Here is a 15,847-nt window from a genome sequence, read left to right as displayed (position 1 = left end):
CAGGGACGCCGAAATCCAGCCAAATCCGCCGGCTGCCTGCCATAAAGCCAAGACCGCTGCGGGCACAAGCCAGGCATGGAGGGGCTTTGGAATGACCTTCAGCCAGTCCCGCCTCCCTGTTTCTGAGGTGGCTGCATGACTTCTCATGATGGGTCGCCTCCCTTATAGCTGTCCTGCCAACGCAAAAGTCTGCCTTCGAGCCCTTTGACGAGGGAATCCGACAGCTTCCCGACGAGCGCAAACACCAAAATTCCGACGAAGACCACCGTGGTCCAGGAGAAGGAACGCGCGTCATTGATGATATAACCGATGCCGGAACTGGAACCCATCAGCTCCGCCACAACCAGGCCAAGCCAGGCCACCCCGATCGAGAGGCGGATACCGAGGAAAATATGGGGCAGCGAAGCGGGAACGATCAGCCTGCGGATCATATCCCAACGGCTGAATTGCAGGACGCGGGCTACGTCAAACAGCCTGTTATCCACGGAGCGAATGCCGAGGAATGTGTTCACGTAGAGCGGAAAGAACGAGCCCTTGGCAATAAGCAGGATTTTCGAGGTTTCCCCGAAACCGAACCATAGGATGAACAGCGGCGCAATGGCCAGATGGGGAAGCGTCCGCAGCATTTGCAAGGAAGGATCGACAAGCCGCTCGGCCTTGTACGAGAAACCAACCCATATCCCCGCGGCCAAACCGAGGCTGCCGCCGAGCAGAAACCCGAGCAGCGCTCGCCAGGATGAAATACCCAGATGCCGAATCAGCTCGCCGGAGCTTGTTAAATGAACGAATTCCTTCCAGATATCGAGTGGAGTCGGAAGCAGGATCGGATTGAGCCAACCCATGGCCCCAGCCGCCTGCCACACGATGATGATAAAGAGCGGAACAAGCCAGCCGATCCATGCATGGGTAAGTTTAAACAGGAACCTGCGGTCAATCCGCTTATGACGGAGACGGGTTTCGACGGGGTCGGCGGTCACTTTGCTGATCCCTTCCGGGAGCATAAGCGCTACCTCCTTTCAATTTCAGATGATGTGCCCCCTTATTGGGTTGCAGCTTCAATATACTGATTATCAAACACGTCTTTGACCTGGATTTTTTTGCGGATCGTTTTTTGCTCGAATTGGAAGTCGGCGGTTTTCTGCTGCTCCGCGATGATGTCATCCGTTACGGGAATGTTGATCGACCTTGAACGGTCAAACGTGCCTTGAATGACTTCCTGCGGGATGCCGCGCTCATCGGCATAACGTTTAATCGCCTCCGCTTCGTTTTCTTTCTCCCAGGCGAGAGTTTTGTTCAGCACGGTCAGATAGAGCGTGACCAGGTCCGGATATTGATCGGCAAAATCCTTCCGCACGATATTGAACGAAGGCGACAGGACGCCAAGCTGCTCGCCGTCGGCCAGCACTTTGCCTTTGCCTGTCAGCGTGTTCAAGGTGATGTAAGGGTCCCAGGTTGCCCAAGCATCGACGCCGCCCGATTCGAATGCAGGCTGGGCTTCGTCGGGCTGAAGCTGAATGATTTCGATGTCGGATACCTTGAGTCCTTGATCCGCCAATCCCCGGTACAAAAAGTTAAAGGCATTGCTCCCTTTGGTTACCGCTACCTTCTTTCCCTTCAGATCACTGAGGGTCTGCGCAGGGCTGTCCGGCGGCACGATGATGGCCACATTCTTCTGGCCGTGCAAGCTCTGGGAGATGACCTTAAACGGAATATCGGCCGCCTGGGCGGCGATAATCGGCATATTGCCAAGCCCCGCAAAGTCCAGACGATTCGAAGCCATCGCTTCGGTCATGGGAGGACCGCTCTGAAACTCTGCCCACTCCACCTTGACGCCTAGCTTGCCGAACTCCTCCTCGAACCATCTCTCCTCGCGCGCCTTGCCAAACAAACCGCCGCTTCCCTGGACCCCGAGCCGTACGGTCAAATCTGTGTATTTGCCGTCTGCTCCCTTCTTAACGGCTCCAGCCGCGGGCTGGCTGTTTGCTCCGGCGCAGCCGGATGCGAAGACGGAAAGGATAAGCAATAGCATAATGGCGACGTTCTTTTTCTTTGTATGCATGATCAGATTCTCTCCTCTGTTTTCTATCGTTCATTTGGTTTGACGCTCGATAACCCTGGACCGATTAAATTCCTGCACCGGTATCGAACTCCGGTTCTTCCACTTTCTCGAACTCTCGCAGCACTTTGGTTCGCAGCTCCTGGAAGGAGGAGCCGGTCCTTTTCCGCGGAAACGGCAGATCGATCGGCAGGATGGAACGAATATGGCCCGGTCTCGGGTTCATAATGACGACCCGCTCGCCAAGAAACACAGCCTCATCCAGATCATGGGTAACAAAGAGCATGGTCGTGCGGTTATTTTGCCAGATGTCCAGCAGCACCTCCTGCATATGGGAGCGAGTGAACGCATCCAGCGCGCCAAAAGGTTCATCCAGCAGCAGCACGTCCGGATTCCGCAGCAGCGCCCTGGCGATGGCTACCCGCTGGGCCATCCCTCCCGACAGCTCCCTGGGATATGCCTTCTCAAAGCCTTTCAGCCGAACGAGCTCAATGAATTCATCCACCTTTTTGCGGACATCCTTCTGCTTCAGCGATAAATTGCCTGCGATATTTTTCTCCACCGTCAGCCATGGAAACAAGCGCGGCTCTTGAAAAATAAACCCCTTCTCGATGCTTGGGCCCGATATCGGCTTGTCATTCAGCAGGACGCTTCCCTCGTACGATGTATCCAGGCCCGCAACGATTTTGAGCAAGGTGCTCTTCCCGCAGCCGCTCGGTCCGATCAATGTGATGAATTCCCCCTTACGAACCCGCAAGTCAATGCCTTTCAGCGCCGTAACACTCCCTGTCGGTGCTTGAAAAATTTTGTTAACCTGTTGAATAATCAACGTGTCTGCTGACATTTGCCTCACCATCCCGTATTATAATTATTCATACCTGTTTACTTGGTTAAGAATGAAAAAAAAGAGATATCAAGCTGGTCAAAGTACGCTCAACCGTCGTACTTGTTCCTTCGCGTGATATCTCCAGTTATCTGGTCGATAATCTTGGTATTCATTTGGTATGCCGTTATATTACAACTGCTGGTAATGGTTGTCAAACCTTTTTTTCGTTCCCTGCTAACAGGTTTGTCAGAATATATTCACCTTCAGCAATGGACAAATACCTCCCAATAATGCGACAATATACTCTGCATGTCATATCTTATATAGTAAGAATAACGAATTTTGCACCATTACGCTTATAAAAGCAACATTGCACCTATAGGAAGGGAACGAAAGCATGGCTCAATTATTTTTCAAGTATGGCTCCATGAACAGTGGCAAATCCATCGAGATTTTGAAAGTCGCCCATAACTACGAAGAACAGAACAAACCGGTGCTTCTCTTTACGTCCGCTATCGATGACCGGGATGCCGTCGGTTATGTATCGTCGCGAATCGGCCTGCGCCGTGAAGCGATACCTATATCCGATACGACCGATATCTACGGGATCGTGAAGGATCATCAGCCGAAGCCCTACTGCGTTCTTGTTGACGAATGCCAGTTCCTGTCCAAGGACAGCATCCTCCAGCTCGTTCGGATCGTCGATGAGCTTAACGTGCCTGTCATGGGCTTCGGACTAAAGAACGACTTCCGCAACGAGCTGTTTGAAGGCAGCCGCTGGATGCTGATTTACGCCGATAAAATCGAGGAAATGAAGACGATCTGCTGGTTCTGCGAGCGCAAAGCGATCATGAACCTTCGCGTCATCGACGGCAAGCCCGTCTATGCCGGCGAACAGATCCTGATCGGCGGGAATGATACCTACTTCCCTGTCTGCCGCAAATGCCATACCAATCCCCCTTTAGCATAAGACGTTATCGCAATCAAACCACCTTTTTACGTTAGGAGTTGGTCATCCATGCCGATCGTCAGACCGTTATTGACCGACCAGGACTTTCAGGAAGTCATGGAGCAGCAGATCCGTATACGCATCTTCAAGGATAATCATTTGATTGATTCGGGGAGTCTTGTCATCCGTTTCACCGACGATACCGTCATTACGCAATCCAGCGTCAGTTCGCTCGGCTATCACAAGCGGGACGAATGCGAGTTTTTTGAAGTACGGAAGTGATCCGCCGGATTGCCGAACACGAAAACAGCGGCCCTCTGCAGAACCAAATCTGCAGAGGGCCGCCGCTTGTTAATAAGCATATCAAAACGATAGCGTAATCGTGTCCCTAATGAATATCGGACTTTGCCATGCTTCCGCCCAGCACGTCCGCTACATTTTGGATCGATATAAATGCGTTCTTGTCAATCTCCTGCACCACGGTCTTCAGCTTCGCAATCTCCAGCCTGGTGATGACGCAATAAATCATCTGCGTGTCCTCTTTCGAATATCCGCCCTTGGCATAGATCATGGTCGTGCTGCGTCCCAGACGCTGCATGATGGCACTCGAAATTTCCTCATATTCGTTGGATATAATCGTAACGGATTTGGACTCGTCCAAGCCCTCTACCACAATATCCATCACTTTTGCCGCTATGTAGTAAGAGAAGATCGAATACATCGCCGAATCTGCACCGAATACAAACCCTGCGGTAATAAATATAAAGACGTTGATGATCATGATGATCTGACCGACCGGCATTCGCAGCTTCTTGGACAGCAGGATGGCTACGATCTCCGTCCCGTCAAGCGCACCGCCGTAACGGATGACGAGACCGACCCCGAGGCCCAGGACCAATCCGCCGAATAATACCGCCAAAATCTTCTCGTTCGTAAACGGATCTACATGATGCAGGAAGGTTGTCGCTACCGACAGCACCACGATCCCGTACAGCGTGGAAAACGCAAACGTTTTGCCAATCTGCTTGTAGCCGATAAACAGAAACGGTAAGTTGATGATAAACAGGAATACCCCCAATTTGATGGGCGTAATCGATGATAATACGATGGAAATACCGGTAATTCCACCATCGATGATTTCATTGGGCACCAGGAAGATCTCAAGCGCCACGGCCATCAGAATTGCACCGACGGTGATAAAGATGAACCGTTTCAAAATTTCGCCGACTGTCAGTTTTTTGTGATTTTTGACCATGCCATTCTCCTTTTGTATCATTTTTCACACGATAAAGCCTGTCGAAGAACCATTGTATTAAAAAAAGGAATGGCGTGTCAATGTTGACACACCATGTCACATGGATCTTTCAGACCATGGTCGGGTCCCCCCGGACTAAGGAGTACAGTCCCGCCCCATCAACCTTTCGATCTATTCCTGACCCATCGCTGCGGGGCATGACCGAATCGACTGGAACCAGGTAGGGCCAATACTTGCAATTTATAATATTGATTCCGGTTATGCTATAATATATTCCATCCGCGATCGACGAGAAAATACATAATTTTACCCCAGGCAGGGAGAGGATTTACTCATCATGTTGGAATGGCTTCAGAACGTGTGGACCCATATGAAAGAAATTGACATGGATCAAGTGCAGGGATGGCTGCAGCAGTACTCGCGGCTGGGTCCCATTCCGGGTATTTTGCTTCCATTTATAGAGGCGTTTCTCCCCTTTCTGCCCCTCATCGTCCTGGTGATGGGAAACTCCGCAGCTTATGGTTTATGGTGGGGATTCCTGCTGTCCTGGATCGGCGTTTGCCTTGGATCCGTCACGGTGTTTTGGATCGTTCGCAAGCTGGGAGGCAAACTGGGATTGCTTATACAAAAAAGAATGCCGGGATCCCAGCGTTTCTTCCATTGGATTGAAGATAAGGGCTTTACGCCGATCTTCATCCTGTACTGCTTTCCCTTTACGCCTTCCTCGCTGATCAATATCGCATCCGGCATTAGCACGGTATCGGCTACAACGTTCACGATCGCCGTTATGGCAGGCAAATCCGTGATGATCTTCATGGTGGCATTCATTGGACATGACTGGCAGGCCTTTATCCAGCAGCCTTGGCGCATTCTTATCGCGGCCGTCGTCCTCTGGCTGTTGTGGCTGGCCGGCAAAAAGATGGAAAACCGTTACCATCACGATGATCAGCCCGGAAGCGTCGTCATCAGCAGTAAAAAGAAGAAGCGTTAGATGTTTAACAAGAAGACCCGCCGGTCCCGATTGCTGGGATGGGCGGGTCTTGTTATTTATGGGCGTGCTATGTTGGATATCATCATGTTCACTCCAATACGTATGACGCCAGTTTATGTACCGTCTCAAAGCCCGAACGTTGATACAGCTGGAGCGCCCCTGCATTGTCCTGGTCCACGCATAGCGAGATTTCTTCCAGCTGCAGGACCTGGAACAAATAATGGAGCGCTTGATCAAGCAGGATCCGGCCATAGCCTTTGCGCCGAAAATGTTCGGATACCGCGATGTACTCTATATTTCCTTCCTGAAATTCAGGGTTTCCCTCCACATACACATACCCGGCGAAACGGCCTTCTTCCGTAAGTATGAAGAGCCGGTGATCCTCATCCAGCTTCTGCAAAATAGACTCCGAGCTGAGATAGGTATTCGGGAAGGCCTTGCCATGCAGATCCGCGAACTCATCCCAATACTCGGGCGTGATATCCTGCAATTCAGACGCGGCATTCGTTAACAAGGTGGATTTTTGGATTCTCAGTACATGATGCACACCTGTCTTTCTTCCCCCTTTGTCCTCCATAAACCTCGCAGCGGACAGATGAGCTGCATTATAAAATCCGAAATAGCGTGTTACATCGCCATTCAGCTTCGTTGTTCCTTCAACCCATAGCTCCTTCGCCAATCGATGCCAAAGCTCGCCTTGTGCATCGATAAAAGGTCCCCATATCTCAGCAGTTCCCTCTTCTTCGTCCACATCGAATCCCAATGCGCCTACCATCTGATCTTGATCATAGATCACGGTAAATCGCTGGCTGCTCAGCCGGCCATTTTCCGAAAAATCTTCCAGCAGTGTGCTATAAATCTCCCCTTCCTGTTCGCCGCAATATCCGACATGATGATGACGATCCCCGTTCATTCGGGCAAGAAAGGAAGACAGCTCTCTTAATTTCGTTTGATCTGTATCCAATACCATCTGTACACATTCTCCTTGTTCAGGATCAGCTTTCCTAGCGTGATATCCAACCACTCCGCGAACCCGTTTTGGTCAATTTTACCACAAAATGATATCCGTGAGCCAAGCATGAAACCAGAAATGGGCTTCCCATATGCTTGGAAAGCCCATCTCATCTTCTCGATTATTCATCGGGACCTTGTTTACGGTTCGCGGTCATCCTTTCTCGGAATGTTCGGCCTTCCGGGAATCGCGCATGCGTTCACGTTCGCGCTTGAGAGCAGGCTTCAGGTCATCATGAACGCTTTTCTCCCACATGGAGACGCCGGATCGGTAAGCCGCCCTCCCGTTCAAGTGGCCTGCAACCGGACCCGTAATGAATACGAACACGATCCCCAGCAGCAGCTTCGCGCTGACATGCTCCAAGTAAAAGGTGAAATATAGAAATGCGCCCGCAAGAATAAAGAGGACGCCAAGGGTAGCGCTCTTCGTGGCTGCGTGGGATCTCATGTACACATCCGGCAGGCGAATCAGGCCGAATGCGCTCAATGCGCCGAGTAAAGCTCCGAGCAGCACCATCAGCGCAATCAGAAACTCACCGATCTGACTCATCGTTTGTGCGTTCAATGACGTCACCCCTTTCGATATATCTGGCGAGTGCGGTCGTTCCGATAAACGTTAGAATTCCGATCAGCAATATGATGTCGAAATAGACCGTTGTCCGGAAGAGCATGCATAACACGGCGATCATGGACAACAGGATGATTCCGATCGTATCGAGCGACATGATCCGGTCGTTCATGGAGGGTCCCTTGATCAAGCGATACAAGCAGCCCAGGATGGCAAGCGACAAAATCACCAGCGAAGCAATCAGCATGCTCTGGATCATGTGCGGGTCACCTCCTTGATCGCCCGTTCGAAGGTACCGCGAATCTGATTCGACAGCTCTTCGACGTCCTCGATATCCATCGCATGAATGTAAAGCGTCTGACCATCGCGCGACACTTCCAGGGTAAGCGTTCCTGGCGTCAAGCAGATCAGGCACGATAGCACCGTGATCTCCCAATCGGATTTCAGCTCCGTGGAGTAAGCGAAGATGCCGGGACGAACGTTCAGCTTCGGTCTTATGATCTGACCGATGACCGTGACGCTCGACTTAAACAGTTCGCTTAGAAACAGGAGCAGCAGCATCAGGATGGACCACAGCTTGCGCAAATAGAAGTCGTTCGGCCAGAAGCGCCGCAGCATATAAATGAGCAAGATGCCGATCAGGTACCCAACAATGAATTGCTGGGGAGACCAGTTGCTGTTCAGGAACATCCAGACAATGGCAATGATGATATTCAACAGGATTTGATGGCCCATATCCACTACTCCTTTAATACGGCTTGAATGTATAGTGACGGATCGGATAATACGGCGCCTGCTTGGGAGGTATAGGTATATACCCATTCTGAACCGACTCCCAGGACAATCACTATGATCGCAAGCCCGATCGCTCCCGCATAAGCGGTCCGATGGATTCTGACCGGCCGCGATTCGTTAGGCCCTGGCGATTCGCCCCAGAATGCTCCCATAAACACTTTGATCAGGGAGTAGAGCACCGCCAGGCTTGATGCCAGCGCCAATCCCGTCAGCGCATAATGCCCCTCGCTCAGTCCGCCGCGAACGATAAGGACCTTGCCAAGGAATCCGCTAAGCGGCGGGATGCCGACCAGCGCCAGCGCCACGATGAAGAACATCCACCCCACCAGGGGATGCCGCTTCATCAGGCCGCCCATATCGCTCAGCTTGCTCGCGCCCGCGCTCGCCATGATGATGCCGCCCAGAATAAAGAGCAGCGCCTTAGCGATCATATCATGCATCAAATAGAACACGGCTCCGTTTAAGGAATCGGAGGAGGCCACTGCTACACCAAAGGCGATGAAGCCCACGCTAATGATGATGTTGTAATTCAGGATGCGTCCGAGATCCTTATACGCAACCGCGCCCATACTGCCCAGAACGAGCGTGGCCGCAGCCATCCAGCCGATGACGGCGTGAATGTTGCCGGTATCGTGATGGAAGATCAGCGTAAAGGTTCGGATAATCGCATATAACCCGACCTTCGTCAGCAGGGCGCCGAACAGAGCCGTTACGGCCGCCGGAGGTGCGCTGTAGGAACCGGGCAGCCAGAAGAACAGGAACAAGCCCGCCTTCAGTGCGAATACGATCAGGAACAAAAGGCCAATGACCGACAATATTCCGTCCTGCTGCACTTCACCCACGCGCAGGGACAGATGCGCCATGTTCAGCGTGCCGACCGTGCCGTATAAATAAGCTACGGCTGCAACAAACAAGGTGGATGAAATAATGTTAATCAGCATGTACTTCAAGGTTTCCCTCAGCTGCCGCTTGGTTCCGCCCAGAACGATCAGCGCATAGGAAGCGATCAGCATGACCTCAAAGCAGACAAACAGGTTGAACAGATCCCCCGTCAGAAACGATCCGATCACGCCGGCCAGCAAAAATTGAAAAAAGGGATAGAAGTAATGCTTCTCTCTCTCTTCCCCGATGCTCCGAAAAGCATAGAACAGGCAGGCTGCGGCAACGATCAGCGTCGTAAGCACCAGCAGTGCCGCCAGCATATCCGCCACGAACACGATCCCGTACGGCGGCTGCCATCCGCCCATATGAAGCGTCTGGATGCCTTCGTTACTCACCTGGTTGACGATGAACAGGGCGCCAAGCAGGTTGATTAGAATACTAACCGCACTGATCCACCGCTGCGCGCGGACGTATTTGGAACAGAAAATAAGAATGACGGCCGTAACCAAAGGAATCAGGAGCGGAAGCACAATCACGTTATTCATCGTCCGTCCCCCTTAACTCCTCCATGTTGTCCGTGCCCAAGCGTTGATATGCTTTATAAGCCAGTACGAAAAAGAACGACGTGACGCCAAAGCTGATGACGATGGACGTCAGTATCAATGCTTGCGGAACCGGATCAACGTAAGAGGAAGCCTCCTCGCCAAGCAGCGGGGCAGCCCCGGTCTTCAGCCTTGACATGGTGAGCAGCAGCAGATGGACGCCGTGGGTTAACAGCGACGTGCCGAGAATGATCCGCAGCAGGCTTTTGGATAAGATCTGGTAGATCCCAACCGCGAAAATAATTCCGATGGCAAGCGACATATATAGTTCCATGGTCAGTTATCCCTCCCGATCGAATTGATGATGGTCATCGTCACGCCGACTACGGCCAAATAAACGCCGAGGTCGAAGAGAACCGCAGTAGCCAGCTCCGTTTTCCCGAGAAGCGGCAGGTTGAAATAACCGAAGGAATGACTTAAGAACGGTGCGTTAAAGGCAAAGGAGCCGATCCCCGTAAGCAGGGCGATGGCAAGCCCCGCCGCCGTAACCTTTCGGAACTCGAAGGGCACGATCTTGCGGGTCATATCCATGCCGAAAGCCATGGATAACAGAACCAGTGCCGCAGAGGTCATCAGACCTCCGATAAATCCGCCGCCCGGCTCATGGTGCCCCGAGTTGAACAGGAACCAGGAGAAGGTTACCACGATAAAAATAACCACCTTGGATACGGTTCGAAGAATGACATCATTGCTGTTGGGCAGATATGCCCCTTCATAACGATCCCGCTCTCCCAGAATCCCTTCACCCAAATCGATTTTGATCAAGGCATAAATTCCAAGGGATGCAATGCCCAGAACCGTGATTTCAAGCAGGGTATCAAAGCCTCGGAAATCCACCAGAATGACGTTGACGATATTTTTGCCGCCGGCGGAGCGATAGCTCTCTTGAATGAAGTAATCCGCAATGGAGTCGAAGGTTCTGCCGCTGCTCGCAGCCAGGGCGATCAAGGTCACGACAGCACCGACGCCTGCCGAAATAAGCAGATTTCTCCATTTCAAGCTCATCGGCACCTTCTCCCGCTTCAGCTTCGGCAGATGATAGAAACAGAGCAGGAACAGCATCACGGATACCGTCTCGACGACCATCTGGGTCAGCGCCAAATCCGGCGCCCGGAACAGGACGAAGAACAGAGTCACCATGTAACCGGCAGCACCGGTCAATATGATCGCCATCAGTCGCGTCCGGACGAACGGCAGCGCGATGACCGGAATGACCAGGCCGAGTATGGCAACGGCCTCATAGAAGGACATCGGCGCGTAAGCGGTCCTATCAAACCCGATATTGTCGACCAGCAGAAGCCCCCCGCCAAGAACGGCTATAAAAAATACGAAAATATACATCACGTAATGACGGAGAGAGCCTGTCATGTAGGTTGAGGTCAGCGTTTCGCCGCCTCTTTCGAGGACTCGCAATCCCCCGTCATACAGCTTGTTCCATGTCCATCGCTTCATCAGCGATGTATTCATTATTCGAGCTCTGCCGTGAAGCTTATACAGCACGGTACCGAGAACAATGATGCCGATGGTCATGAAAATCTCCGTCGTCCAGCCGTGCCACATTTCGATGTGTACGTGAAAACGATCCTCCGCCCCAAGCAGCCCTGGATGAATCGCGGCCATCGCCGGTTCGATGAGCGTTTGGGACAACAGGTTCGGAAACAAGCCGAACACGATGGCGAGCGATGCCAGAATGACCGGGGGAATCAGCATTCCCAGTGGAGCTTCGTGCGGCTTCTTCTCCAGCTTTTCAGGCTGGAAGCGTCCGGTGAAGGTTTTGAAGACCAGGATCATGCTGTACAGGAACGTAAACACGCTGGCAATCCAGGCGACGACCGGGATCAGTATGCCCCAGGTCTCTGCATTCCAGAAATTCATGTCTGAGGCCTGAAGGACCGCCGTAAAGAACATCTCTTTACTCAAGAATCCGTTGAACGGAGGCAACCCGGCCATGGAAAAAGCCCCTATGACCGCCACGGTAAACGTAATCGGCATGAGCGACACCAGCCCGCCGAGCTTCCGCAGATCCCGGGTGCCCGTCTCATGGTCCACGATGCCGACGACCATAAACAAGGCGCCCTTGAATATGGCATGATTCATCAGATGAAAGATGGCCGCCGTCGTCGCTTTCGCGTAGAGCAGCGTGTCCACGCCGTCTCCATAATAAGCGGCGGCAGAGCCTAGGCCGAGCAAGCTCATGATCAGCCCCAATTGGCTGATGGTGGAGAACGCCAGCAGCGCTTTTAGATCCGTCTGCTTGATCGCGCGGATCGAAGCATAAATCAGCGTGGTCAAGCCCGTTATCGCTACGATCCAGAACCAGGACGCCTGCCCGGCAAACACCGGACTAAACCGGGCCACCAAATAGATCCCGGCCTTCACCATGGTCGCGGAGTGCAGATAAGCACTTACCGGGGTCGGTGCTTCCATCGCATCCGGCAGCCAGATATGGAACGGAAACTGCGCGGACTTGGTGAAGGCCCCGAGCAGGATCAGAATCATGGCCGGAATAAACATCGCATCTCCGGCAATGCTCCCTACATCGGCGACGATCTCCCGTACGCTAAAGGTGCCTGTCATGGCATAAAGCAGGATAAACCCCGCGAACATGGCAAGTCCGCCGAATACGGTGATGAGCATGGATTTCAAGGCTCCGTATCTGGAGCGGTCCCGATGATGCCAGAATGCAATCAGCAGGAAGGACGAGATACTGGTCAGTTCCCAGAAGCCGTACAGCACCATCAGATTATCGGAGAGCACGACACCCAGCATGGCGCCCATGAACAGAAGCAGGTACACATAGAATCTGTGGACCGCTTCCTTGTTTTTATCCATATAAAAGATAGAGTACAGGACAACGAGGGAACCAATGCCGGATATTAATAGTGCAAAAATCAAGCTTAATCCATCCAAATAAACGGTAAAGTTTATTCCCGCGCTTGGGATCCATTCCAGGACGGCTTGGAGCTGTTCACCTCCCTGAATGGTTGGGATAAGTCCCAAAAAATAGGCGAACAGGACAACCGGGACCGGCAAAACCACCCATCCGGTGTGGACGCGGCCGATGAGCTTGTAGGTCAGCATAACCACAAGCGCTACGATAAAAGGTGCCAAAACGGCGATGTGCAGCAAAGACAAAGTCTACTCCTCCTATAGTCCGATTTTTCCTTCATTAGTAGTATTTCCCCATAATTTAGGCATAAGTCCAAAAAAACACAAAAAGAGCCCGCTGTTGGCAGGCTCCTCCAGGTAAAACCATATGGTATTTTTTCGAATCACACTGAAAATCAGTATATCTTGAGATCAAAGCTTTGTCAAAGGGTATGTCGGGGAATGAAGTGGAGGCTCTCGGGAAATTACTGTATGTAAAGGAGTGGTTCCCATGATGATCAAAAAAGCGGCAGTTTGCGCCTTCGTCTTTCTCGTGATATTAACGGCGGCCATCGTGACGAATCTACGCACGCAGTCCGCCTACCTTCAGGAAAACCCGTCAAACGGCGTATATCACATGCAGCATTCCCAAGGAGGATCCCTCTTGTTCTCTCCTCGGGAATACGTGAAAATCATTCGCCATTCACCCGAGACCTTGCCGGATCAGCCTTAAGCTATCGCAGAACCCAATCCGTAGGACTATCCATGAAATTGGATCTCATTATTCTCCTTGCTTCGTTTATTTCTTCGCATCCACCACGAAATGATCAGGATGATGGCCAGCGCCGCAACGATTCCAGCTGCATAATATCCATACCGGTTAATCAGCACGCCAATATGATCGACGACCTGATCGCCGACAAACATGCCCAAAGAAAAATAACCGGTGGTCCACACCAAGGACGCGGTATACGAGTAGATCGCAAACCGGCGATACGGCATTCCCTTCATCCCGACCGCATACGGAGTAACATTGCGCAGGATGGGCAAAAAGGCGCTGATGCATATGGCGTAATTGCCATATTGGCGGGTCAAGCGTTCGGATACATCGAGAAACTGGCGAATCTTCGACTTTTCCCCTACGCGGTTTAATAGCTTGCTGGCGGTAAAGCGGCTAAGCATGAAACCGACCGTCGATCCCGAGCACACGCCGAGAAAGGTCATGATAAAAGACGGGGCCGGCGATAATATCCCGGATGCCGCCAACGCTCCGCCAGTCATGGCCACGACTTCATTCGGCACGGGAAGCCCGACCAATCCCAGGCATAATACAAAGAATAATGCGTAATGCCCGATTTGTTCAATAAAATTCAATAGCGTATCCACGCCCTGGCCCCCTAATCCGTCCCTGGAATATATATCAGCTTATACGACAACGCGGCCTTCGCAAACGTGCTGTAGACGAGGATATGAACTGGACCTGAGACCAGGTTTGTTTGGGATTATGTTCGTTCAGAGATTTTTAAACGCCGAAATGAAGGACCCCGGATCCTCCTTCACCGTGTACGAATACACCCCTTGCTGGGTATGCAGGTACAAGAAACCTCCGCCGTCTCCCATCGGCCGATAGGACAGGTCAAACACCTGCCGGATCGGAAACTCCCGGTATTGGGTTACGATTCGATCCTCGTACAGGAACATCTCCCGCCCTTGCTCTTCCGTTCGTTGTTCAATGCCGTCCACGATTCGGTTGATTTTGTAGTACGGCTGTACGGCTACCCAATTCACAAGCTCCCTCCTTGCTGTCTTCATATTCTCACTTGGAAGATCGCATGTCTCCCTTCTTCTTCCTGCGGCTCTTCATTCGTTCCAGCAGCTCCAGCGCCCCGATAAAAAGCACGAATACCACGAAGAGTGCGGCGGCACGGCCAGGCTCGATCAGACCGGTAACGGACGCTATAATGCCTGTAATGCCCACAATAATAATACCTAATACAGATAGTTTCCAACCTGTTAACATATGTATGCTCCTATAAGTAAACATAATTGCCGCCCATATGATCGTAGACCTTCATGATCAACAAACTCTCCGGCACACACGGAATGTATCATAAAGAACACCCAATATTCAAGTTATGGCCGCTATAGCCGAATCCAGAATTTCGATTGCCAACCTGCGATACATTTGCAATAATTTACACATGGAGAGAAATGATAGTCCGCCTCCGCATACCAAAATAGACAGGAGGAGCATGTATGAACTCAACAACCTGGATACTGCTCATTGTATTCATCGTGGTGGATGTATGGATTATTTCTTTTTTCGTTAAACGCTCGTTACGCAAACAAAATAGCCAGCTGGTCCCTGATGGAAATAAGCCTCGACGAGGGAAAATACCGGAGCTGCCGCCGATCGTCAAGGCCGGAAGCCCGGCAAGCGAGCTTGTCGGCAGACTGGAGGCCGCGCTGCCCGATACTTATCAGAGCATGCTGAAACAGCGCGTGATGAGTGAGCATCCTGACATGTCCGAACAGGAATATGAATGGAGATGGCAGGAGCTTAAACGTTTCTTTATCATGTGCGCCGTGTTGGACCGCGTACCGATGTTCAGCAAGGACGTCGATGAGGTCTGGCATGAAATGCTGATGTATACATACGAATATCAACAATTCTCGGACCGCTTTCTTGGCCGGATGCTTCACCATGCTCCCAATACCGGTACCGAGCATGTGCCGATTCCGAATGAACGCGCCTGGTTCGATACCGTATATGTGCAATTATTCGGCTGGCATGAATACAGTGCCAAGCTATGGGGCGCTTTCTTCCGCGTCCCGCTGCCGCGTGAAGAGCTGGACATTTGCACCTCCCCCCATTTTGCCGTGAATCATGGCCAGAAGCGTTTTAATGCCTGGACCTATGAGAAGATTCCTGCAGCACGCATGGCCATTGATGCAATGATCCGGGATCTGCAGGATCGGGTCAGAACCGCTCAAACCGAGCCGCGGCGTCAAGAGAAGAGGGTCAACTTTCAGAATAGCGATGT

19 protein-coding genes are annotated in these 15,847 nt (G+C 51.8%); 5 read left to right on the top strand and 14 right to left on the bottom strand.

All coding sequences use genetic code 11. The features are described from left to right. Positions 1-143: 143 nt before the first annotated feature. From HMPREF9412_RS14915 to HMPREF9412_RS14905, 3 genes are all read right to left on the bottom strand, one after another. Positions 144-1,001: an ABC transporter permease gene (locus tag HMPREF9412_RS14915; protein WP_009592428.1), complete on the bottom strand. Its 858-nt coding sequence runs from the start codon at positions 999-1,001 to the stop codon at positions 144-146. 38 nt (positions 1,002-1,039) lie between these two features. Continuing rightward, positions 1,040-2,059, bottom strand: coding sequence for an aliphatic sulfonate ABC transporter substrate-binding protein (locus tag HMPREF9412_RS14910; protein ID WP_009592425.1), 1,020 nt, complete (start codon positions 2,057-2,059; stop codon positions 1,040-1,042). A 64-nt stretch (positions 2,060-2,123) separates the two neighbouring features. After that, on the bottom strand, positions 2,124-2,900 hold the full coding sequence (locus tag HMPREF9412_RS14905) for an ABC transporter ATP-binding protein (protein WP_009592422.1): 777 nt from the start codon (positions 2,898-2,900) through the stop codon (positions 2,124-2,126). A gap of 379 nt (positions 2,901-3,279) precedes the next feature. On the opposite strand from HMPREF9412_RS14905, the gene HMPREF9412_RS14900 reads away from it, so the two are divergent. Beyond that, positions 3,280-3,852: a thymidine kinase gene (locus tag HMPREF9412_RS14900; RefSeq protein WP_009592423.1), complete on the top strand. Its 573-nt coding sequence runs from the start codon at positions 3,280-3,282 to the stop codon at positions 3,850-3,852. Positions 3,853-3,900: 48 nt separating this feature from the next. Next, positions 3,901-4,113, top strand: a complete 213-nt coding sequence (locus tag HMPREF9412_RS14895; protein WP_009592426.1) for a hypothetical protein — start codon at positions 3,901-3,903, stop codon at positions 4,111-4,113. 106 nt (positions 4,114-4,219) lie between these two features. Here the strand turns inward: HMPREF9412_RS14895 and HMPREF9412_RS14890 are convergent, their stop codons facing one another. Beyond that, positions 4,220-5,086, bottom strand: coding sequence for a YitT family protein (locus HMPREF9412_RS14890; RefSeq protein WP_009592439.1), 867 nt, complete (start codon positions 5,084-5,086; stop codon positions 4,220-4,222). 337 nt (positions 5,087-5,423) lie between these two features. Here HMPREF9412_RS14890 and HMPREF9412_RS14885 point away from each other — a divergent pair, with 337 nt between their 5' ends. Further along, on the top strand, positions 5,424-6,077 hold the full coding sequence (locus tag HMPREF9412_RS14885) for a TVP38/TMEM64 family protein (RefSeq protein ID WP_009592429.1): 654 nt from the start codon (positions 5,424-5,426) through the stop codon (positions 6,075-6,077). An 88-nt stretch (positions 6,078-6,165) separates the two neighbouring features. Here HMPREF9412_RS14885 and HMPREF9412_RS14880 read toward each other — a convergent pair whose 3' ends face one another. From HMPREF9412_RS14880 to HMPREF9412_RS14850, 7 genes are all read right to left on the bottom strand, one after another. Beyond that, entirely contained in the window at positions 6,166-7,047 is an 882-nt protein-coding gene (locus tag HMPREF9412_RS14880; RefSeq protein ID WP_009592442.1) for a GNAT family N-acetyltransferase, read from the bottom strand. Positions 7,048-7,242: 195 nt separating this feature from the next. Beyond that, a complete protein-coding gene (mnhG, locus tag HMPREF9412_RS14875) occupies positions 7,243-7,638 on the bottom strand; it encodes a monovalent cation/H(+) antiporter subunit G (RefSeq protein WP_015736053.1) in 396 nt (131 codons plus the stop codon). Continuing rightward, the gene (locus tag HMPREF9412_RS14870) at positions 7,622-7,915 is read right to left on the bottom strand and encodes a Na(+)/H(+) antiporter subunit F1 (RefSeq protein ID WP_009592424.1); all 294 of its coding nucleotides are present in this window, start codon (positions 7,913-7,915) and stop codon (positions 7,622-7,624) included. The genes mnhG and HMPREF9412_RS14870 overlap by 17 nt, the downstream gene beginning before the upstream one ends. Continuing rightward, a complete protein-coding gene (locus tag HMPREF9412_RS14865; RefSeq protein WP_009592436.1) occupies positions 7,912-8,391 on the bottom strand; it encodes a Na+/H+ antiporter subunit E in 480 nt (159 codons plus the stop codon). Before HMPREF9412_RS14865 ends, HMPREF9412_RS14870 begins: the two co-directional genes overlap by 4 nt. A gap of 5 nt (positions 8,392-8,396) precedes the next feature. Beyond that, positions 8,397-9,878, bottom strand: a complete 1,482-nt coding sequence (locus HMPREF9412_RS14860) for a Na+/H+ antiporter subunit D (RefSeq protein WP_009592430.1) — start codon at positions 9,876-9,878, stop codon at positions 8,397-8,399. Next, positions 9,871-10,209 (bottom strand): Na(+)/H(+) antiporter subunit C, encoded by a 339-nt coding sequence (locus tag HMPREF9412_RS14855; RefSeq protein ID WP_009592433.1) that lies wholly within the window; start codon positions 10,207-10,209, stop codon positions 9,871-9,873. Before HMPREF9412_RS14855 ends, HMPREF9412_RS14860 begins: the two co-directional genes overlap by 8 nt. A 2-nt stretch (positions 10,210-10,211) precedes the next feature. Continuing rightward, a complete protein-coding gene (locus HMPREF9412_RS14850; RefSeq protein ID WP_009592437.1) occupies positions 10,212-13,070 on the bottom strand; it encodes a Na+/H+ antiporter subunit A in 2,859 nt (952 codons plus the stop codon). A gap of 244 nt (positions 13,071-13,314) precedes the next feature. Between HMPREF9412_RS14850 and HMPREF9412_RS14845 the strand changes: the two genes are divergently transcribed. Beyond that, positions 13,315-13,536 carry a hypothetical protein gene (locus HMPREF9412_RS14845; RefSeq protein WP_009592432.1) on the top strand — a complete coding sequence of 74 codons (222 nt, stop codon included), beginning with the start codon at positions 13,315-13,317 and terminating at the stop codon, positions 13,534-13,536. 26 nt (positions 13,537-13,562) lie between these two features. Here the strand turns inward: HMPREF9412_RS14845 and HMPREF9412_RS14840 are convergent, their stop codons facing one another. From HMPREF9412_RS14840 to HMPREF9412_RS14830, 3 genes are all read right to left on the bottom strand, one after another. Continuing rightward, complete coding sequence (locus HMPREF9412_RS14840) at positions 13,563-14,189, bottom strand: DedA family protein (RefSeq protein WP_009592440.1); 627 nt, start codon at positions 14,187-14,189, stop codon at positions 13,563-13,565. 126 nt (positions 14,190-14,315) lie between these two features. Further along, the gene (locus tag HMPREF9412_RS14835; protein WP_009592441.1) at positions 14,316-14,591 is read right to left on the bottom strand and encodes a hypothetical protein; all 276 of its coding nucleotides are present in this window, start codon (positions 14,589-14,591) and stop codon (positions 14,316-14,318) included. A 28-nt stretch (positions 14,592-14,619) separates the two neighbouring features. Beyond that, complete coding sequence (locus HMPREF9412_RS14830; protein WP_009592431.1) at positions 14,620-14,823, bottom strand: hypothetical protein; 204 nt, start codon at positions 14,821-14,823, stop codon at positions 14,620-14,622. A 236-nt stretch (positions 14,824-15,059) separates the two neighbouring features. Between HMPREF9412_RS14830 and HMPREF9412_RS14825 the strand changes: the two genes are divergently transcribed. Further along, the coding region (locus HMPREF9412_RS14825; protein WP_009592438.1) for a hypothetical protein at positions 15,060-15,847 on the top strand (788 nt) is incomplete at its 3' end.

Source organism: Paenibacillus sp. HGF5 (assembly GCF_000204455.1).
Lineage (GTDB): Bacteria > Bacillota > Bacilli > Paenibacillales > Paenibacillaceae > Paenibacillus_AQ > Paenibacillus_AQ lautus_A.
Note: the sequence above shows the minus strand (reverse complement) of the source record. Positions and strands in the feature narration are given on the sequence as shown.

Bases quoted from the DNA above. Each gene is read 5' to 3' on its own strand.
- HMPREF9412_RS14915 (WP_009592428.1), bottom strand. From the start codon at position 1,001: ATGCTCCCGGAAGGGATCAGCAAAGTGACCGCCGACCCCGTCGAAACC.
- HMPREF9412_RS14910 (WP_009592425.1), bottom strand. From the start codon at position 2,059: ATGCATACAAAGAAAAAGAACGTCGCCATTATGCTATTGCTTATCCTT.
- HMPREF9412_RS14905 (WP_009592422.1), bottom strand. From the start codon at position 2,900: ATGTCAGCAGACACGTTGATTATTCAACAGGTTAACAAAATTTTTCAA.
- HMPREF9412_RS14900 (WP_009592423.1), top strand. From the start codon at position 3,280: ATGGCTCAATTATTTTTCAAGTATGGCTCCATGAACAGTGGCAAATCC.
- HMPREF9412_RS14895 (WP_009592426.1), top strand. From the start codon at position 3,901: ATGCCGATCGTCAGACCGTTATTGACCGACCAGGACTTTCAGGAAGTC.
- HMPREF9412_RS14890 (WP_009592439.1), bottom strand. From the start codon at position 5,086: ATGGTCAAAAATCACAAAAAACTGACAGTCGGCGAAATTTTGAAACGG.
- HMPREF9412_RS14885 (WP_009592429.1), top strand. From the start codon at position 5,424: ATGTTGGAATGGCTTCAGAACGTGTGGACCCATATGAAAGAAATTGAC.
- HMPREF9412_RS14880 (WP_009592442.1), bottom strand. From the start codon at position 7,047: ATGGTATTGGATACAGATCAAACGAAATTAAGAGAGCTGTCTTCCTTT.
- mnhG (WP_015736053.1), bottom strand. From the start codon at position 7,638: ATGAGTCAGATCGGTGAGTTTCTGATTGCGCTGATGGTGCTGCTCGGA.
- HMPREF9412_RS14870 (WP_009592424.1), bottom strand. From the start codon at position 7,915: ATGATCCAGAGCATGCTGATTGCTTCGCTGGTGATTTTGTCGCTTGCC.
- HMPREF9412_RS14865 (WP_009592436.1), bottom strand. From the start codon at position 8,391: ATGGGCCATCAAATCCTGTTGAATATCATCATTGCCATTGTCTGGATG.
- HMPREF9412_RS14860 (WP_009592430.1), bottom strand. From the start codon at position 9,878: ATGAATAACGTGATTGTGCTTCCGCTCCTGATTCCTTTGGTTACGGCC.
- HMPREF9412_RS14855 (WP_009592433.1), bottom strand. From the start codon at position 10,209: ATGGAACTATATATGTCGCTTGCCATCGGAATTATTTTCGCGGTTGGG.
- HMPREF9412_RS14845 (WP_009592432.1), top strand. From the start codon at position 13,315: ATGATGATCAAAAAAGCGGCAGTTTGCGCCTTCGTCTTTCTCGTGATA.
- HMPREF9412_RS14830 (WP_009592431.1), bottom strand. From the start codon at position 14,823: ATGTTAACAGGTTGGAAACTATCTGTATTAGGTATTATTATTGTGGGC.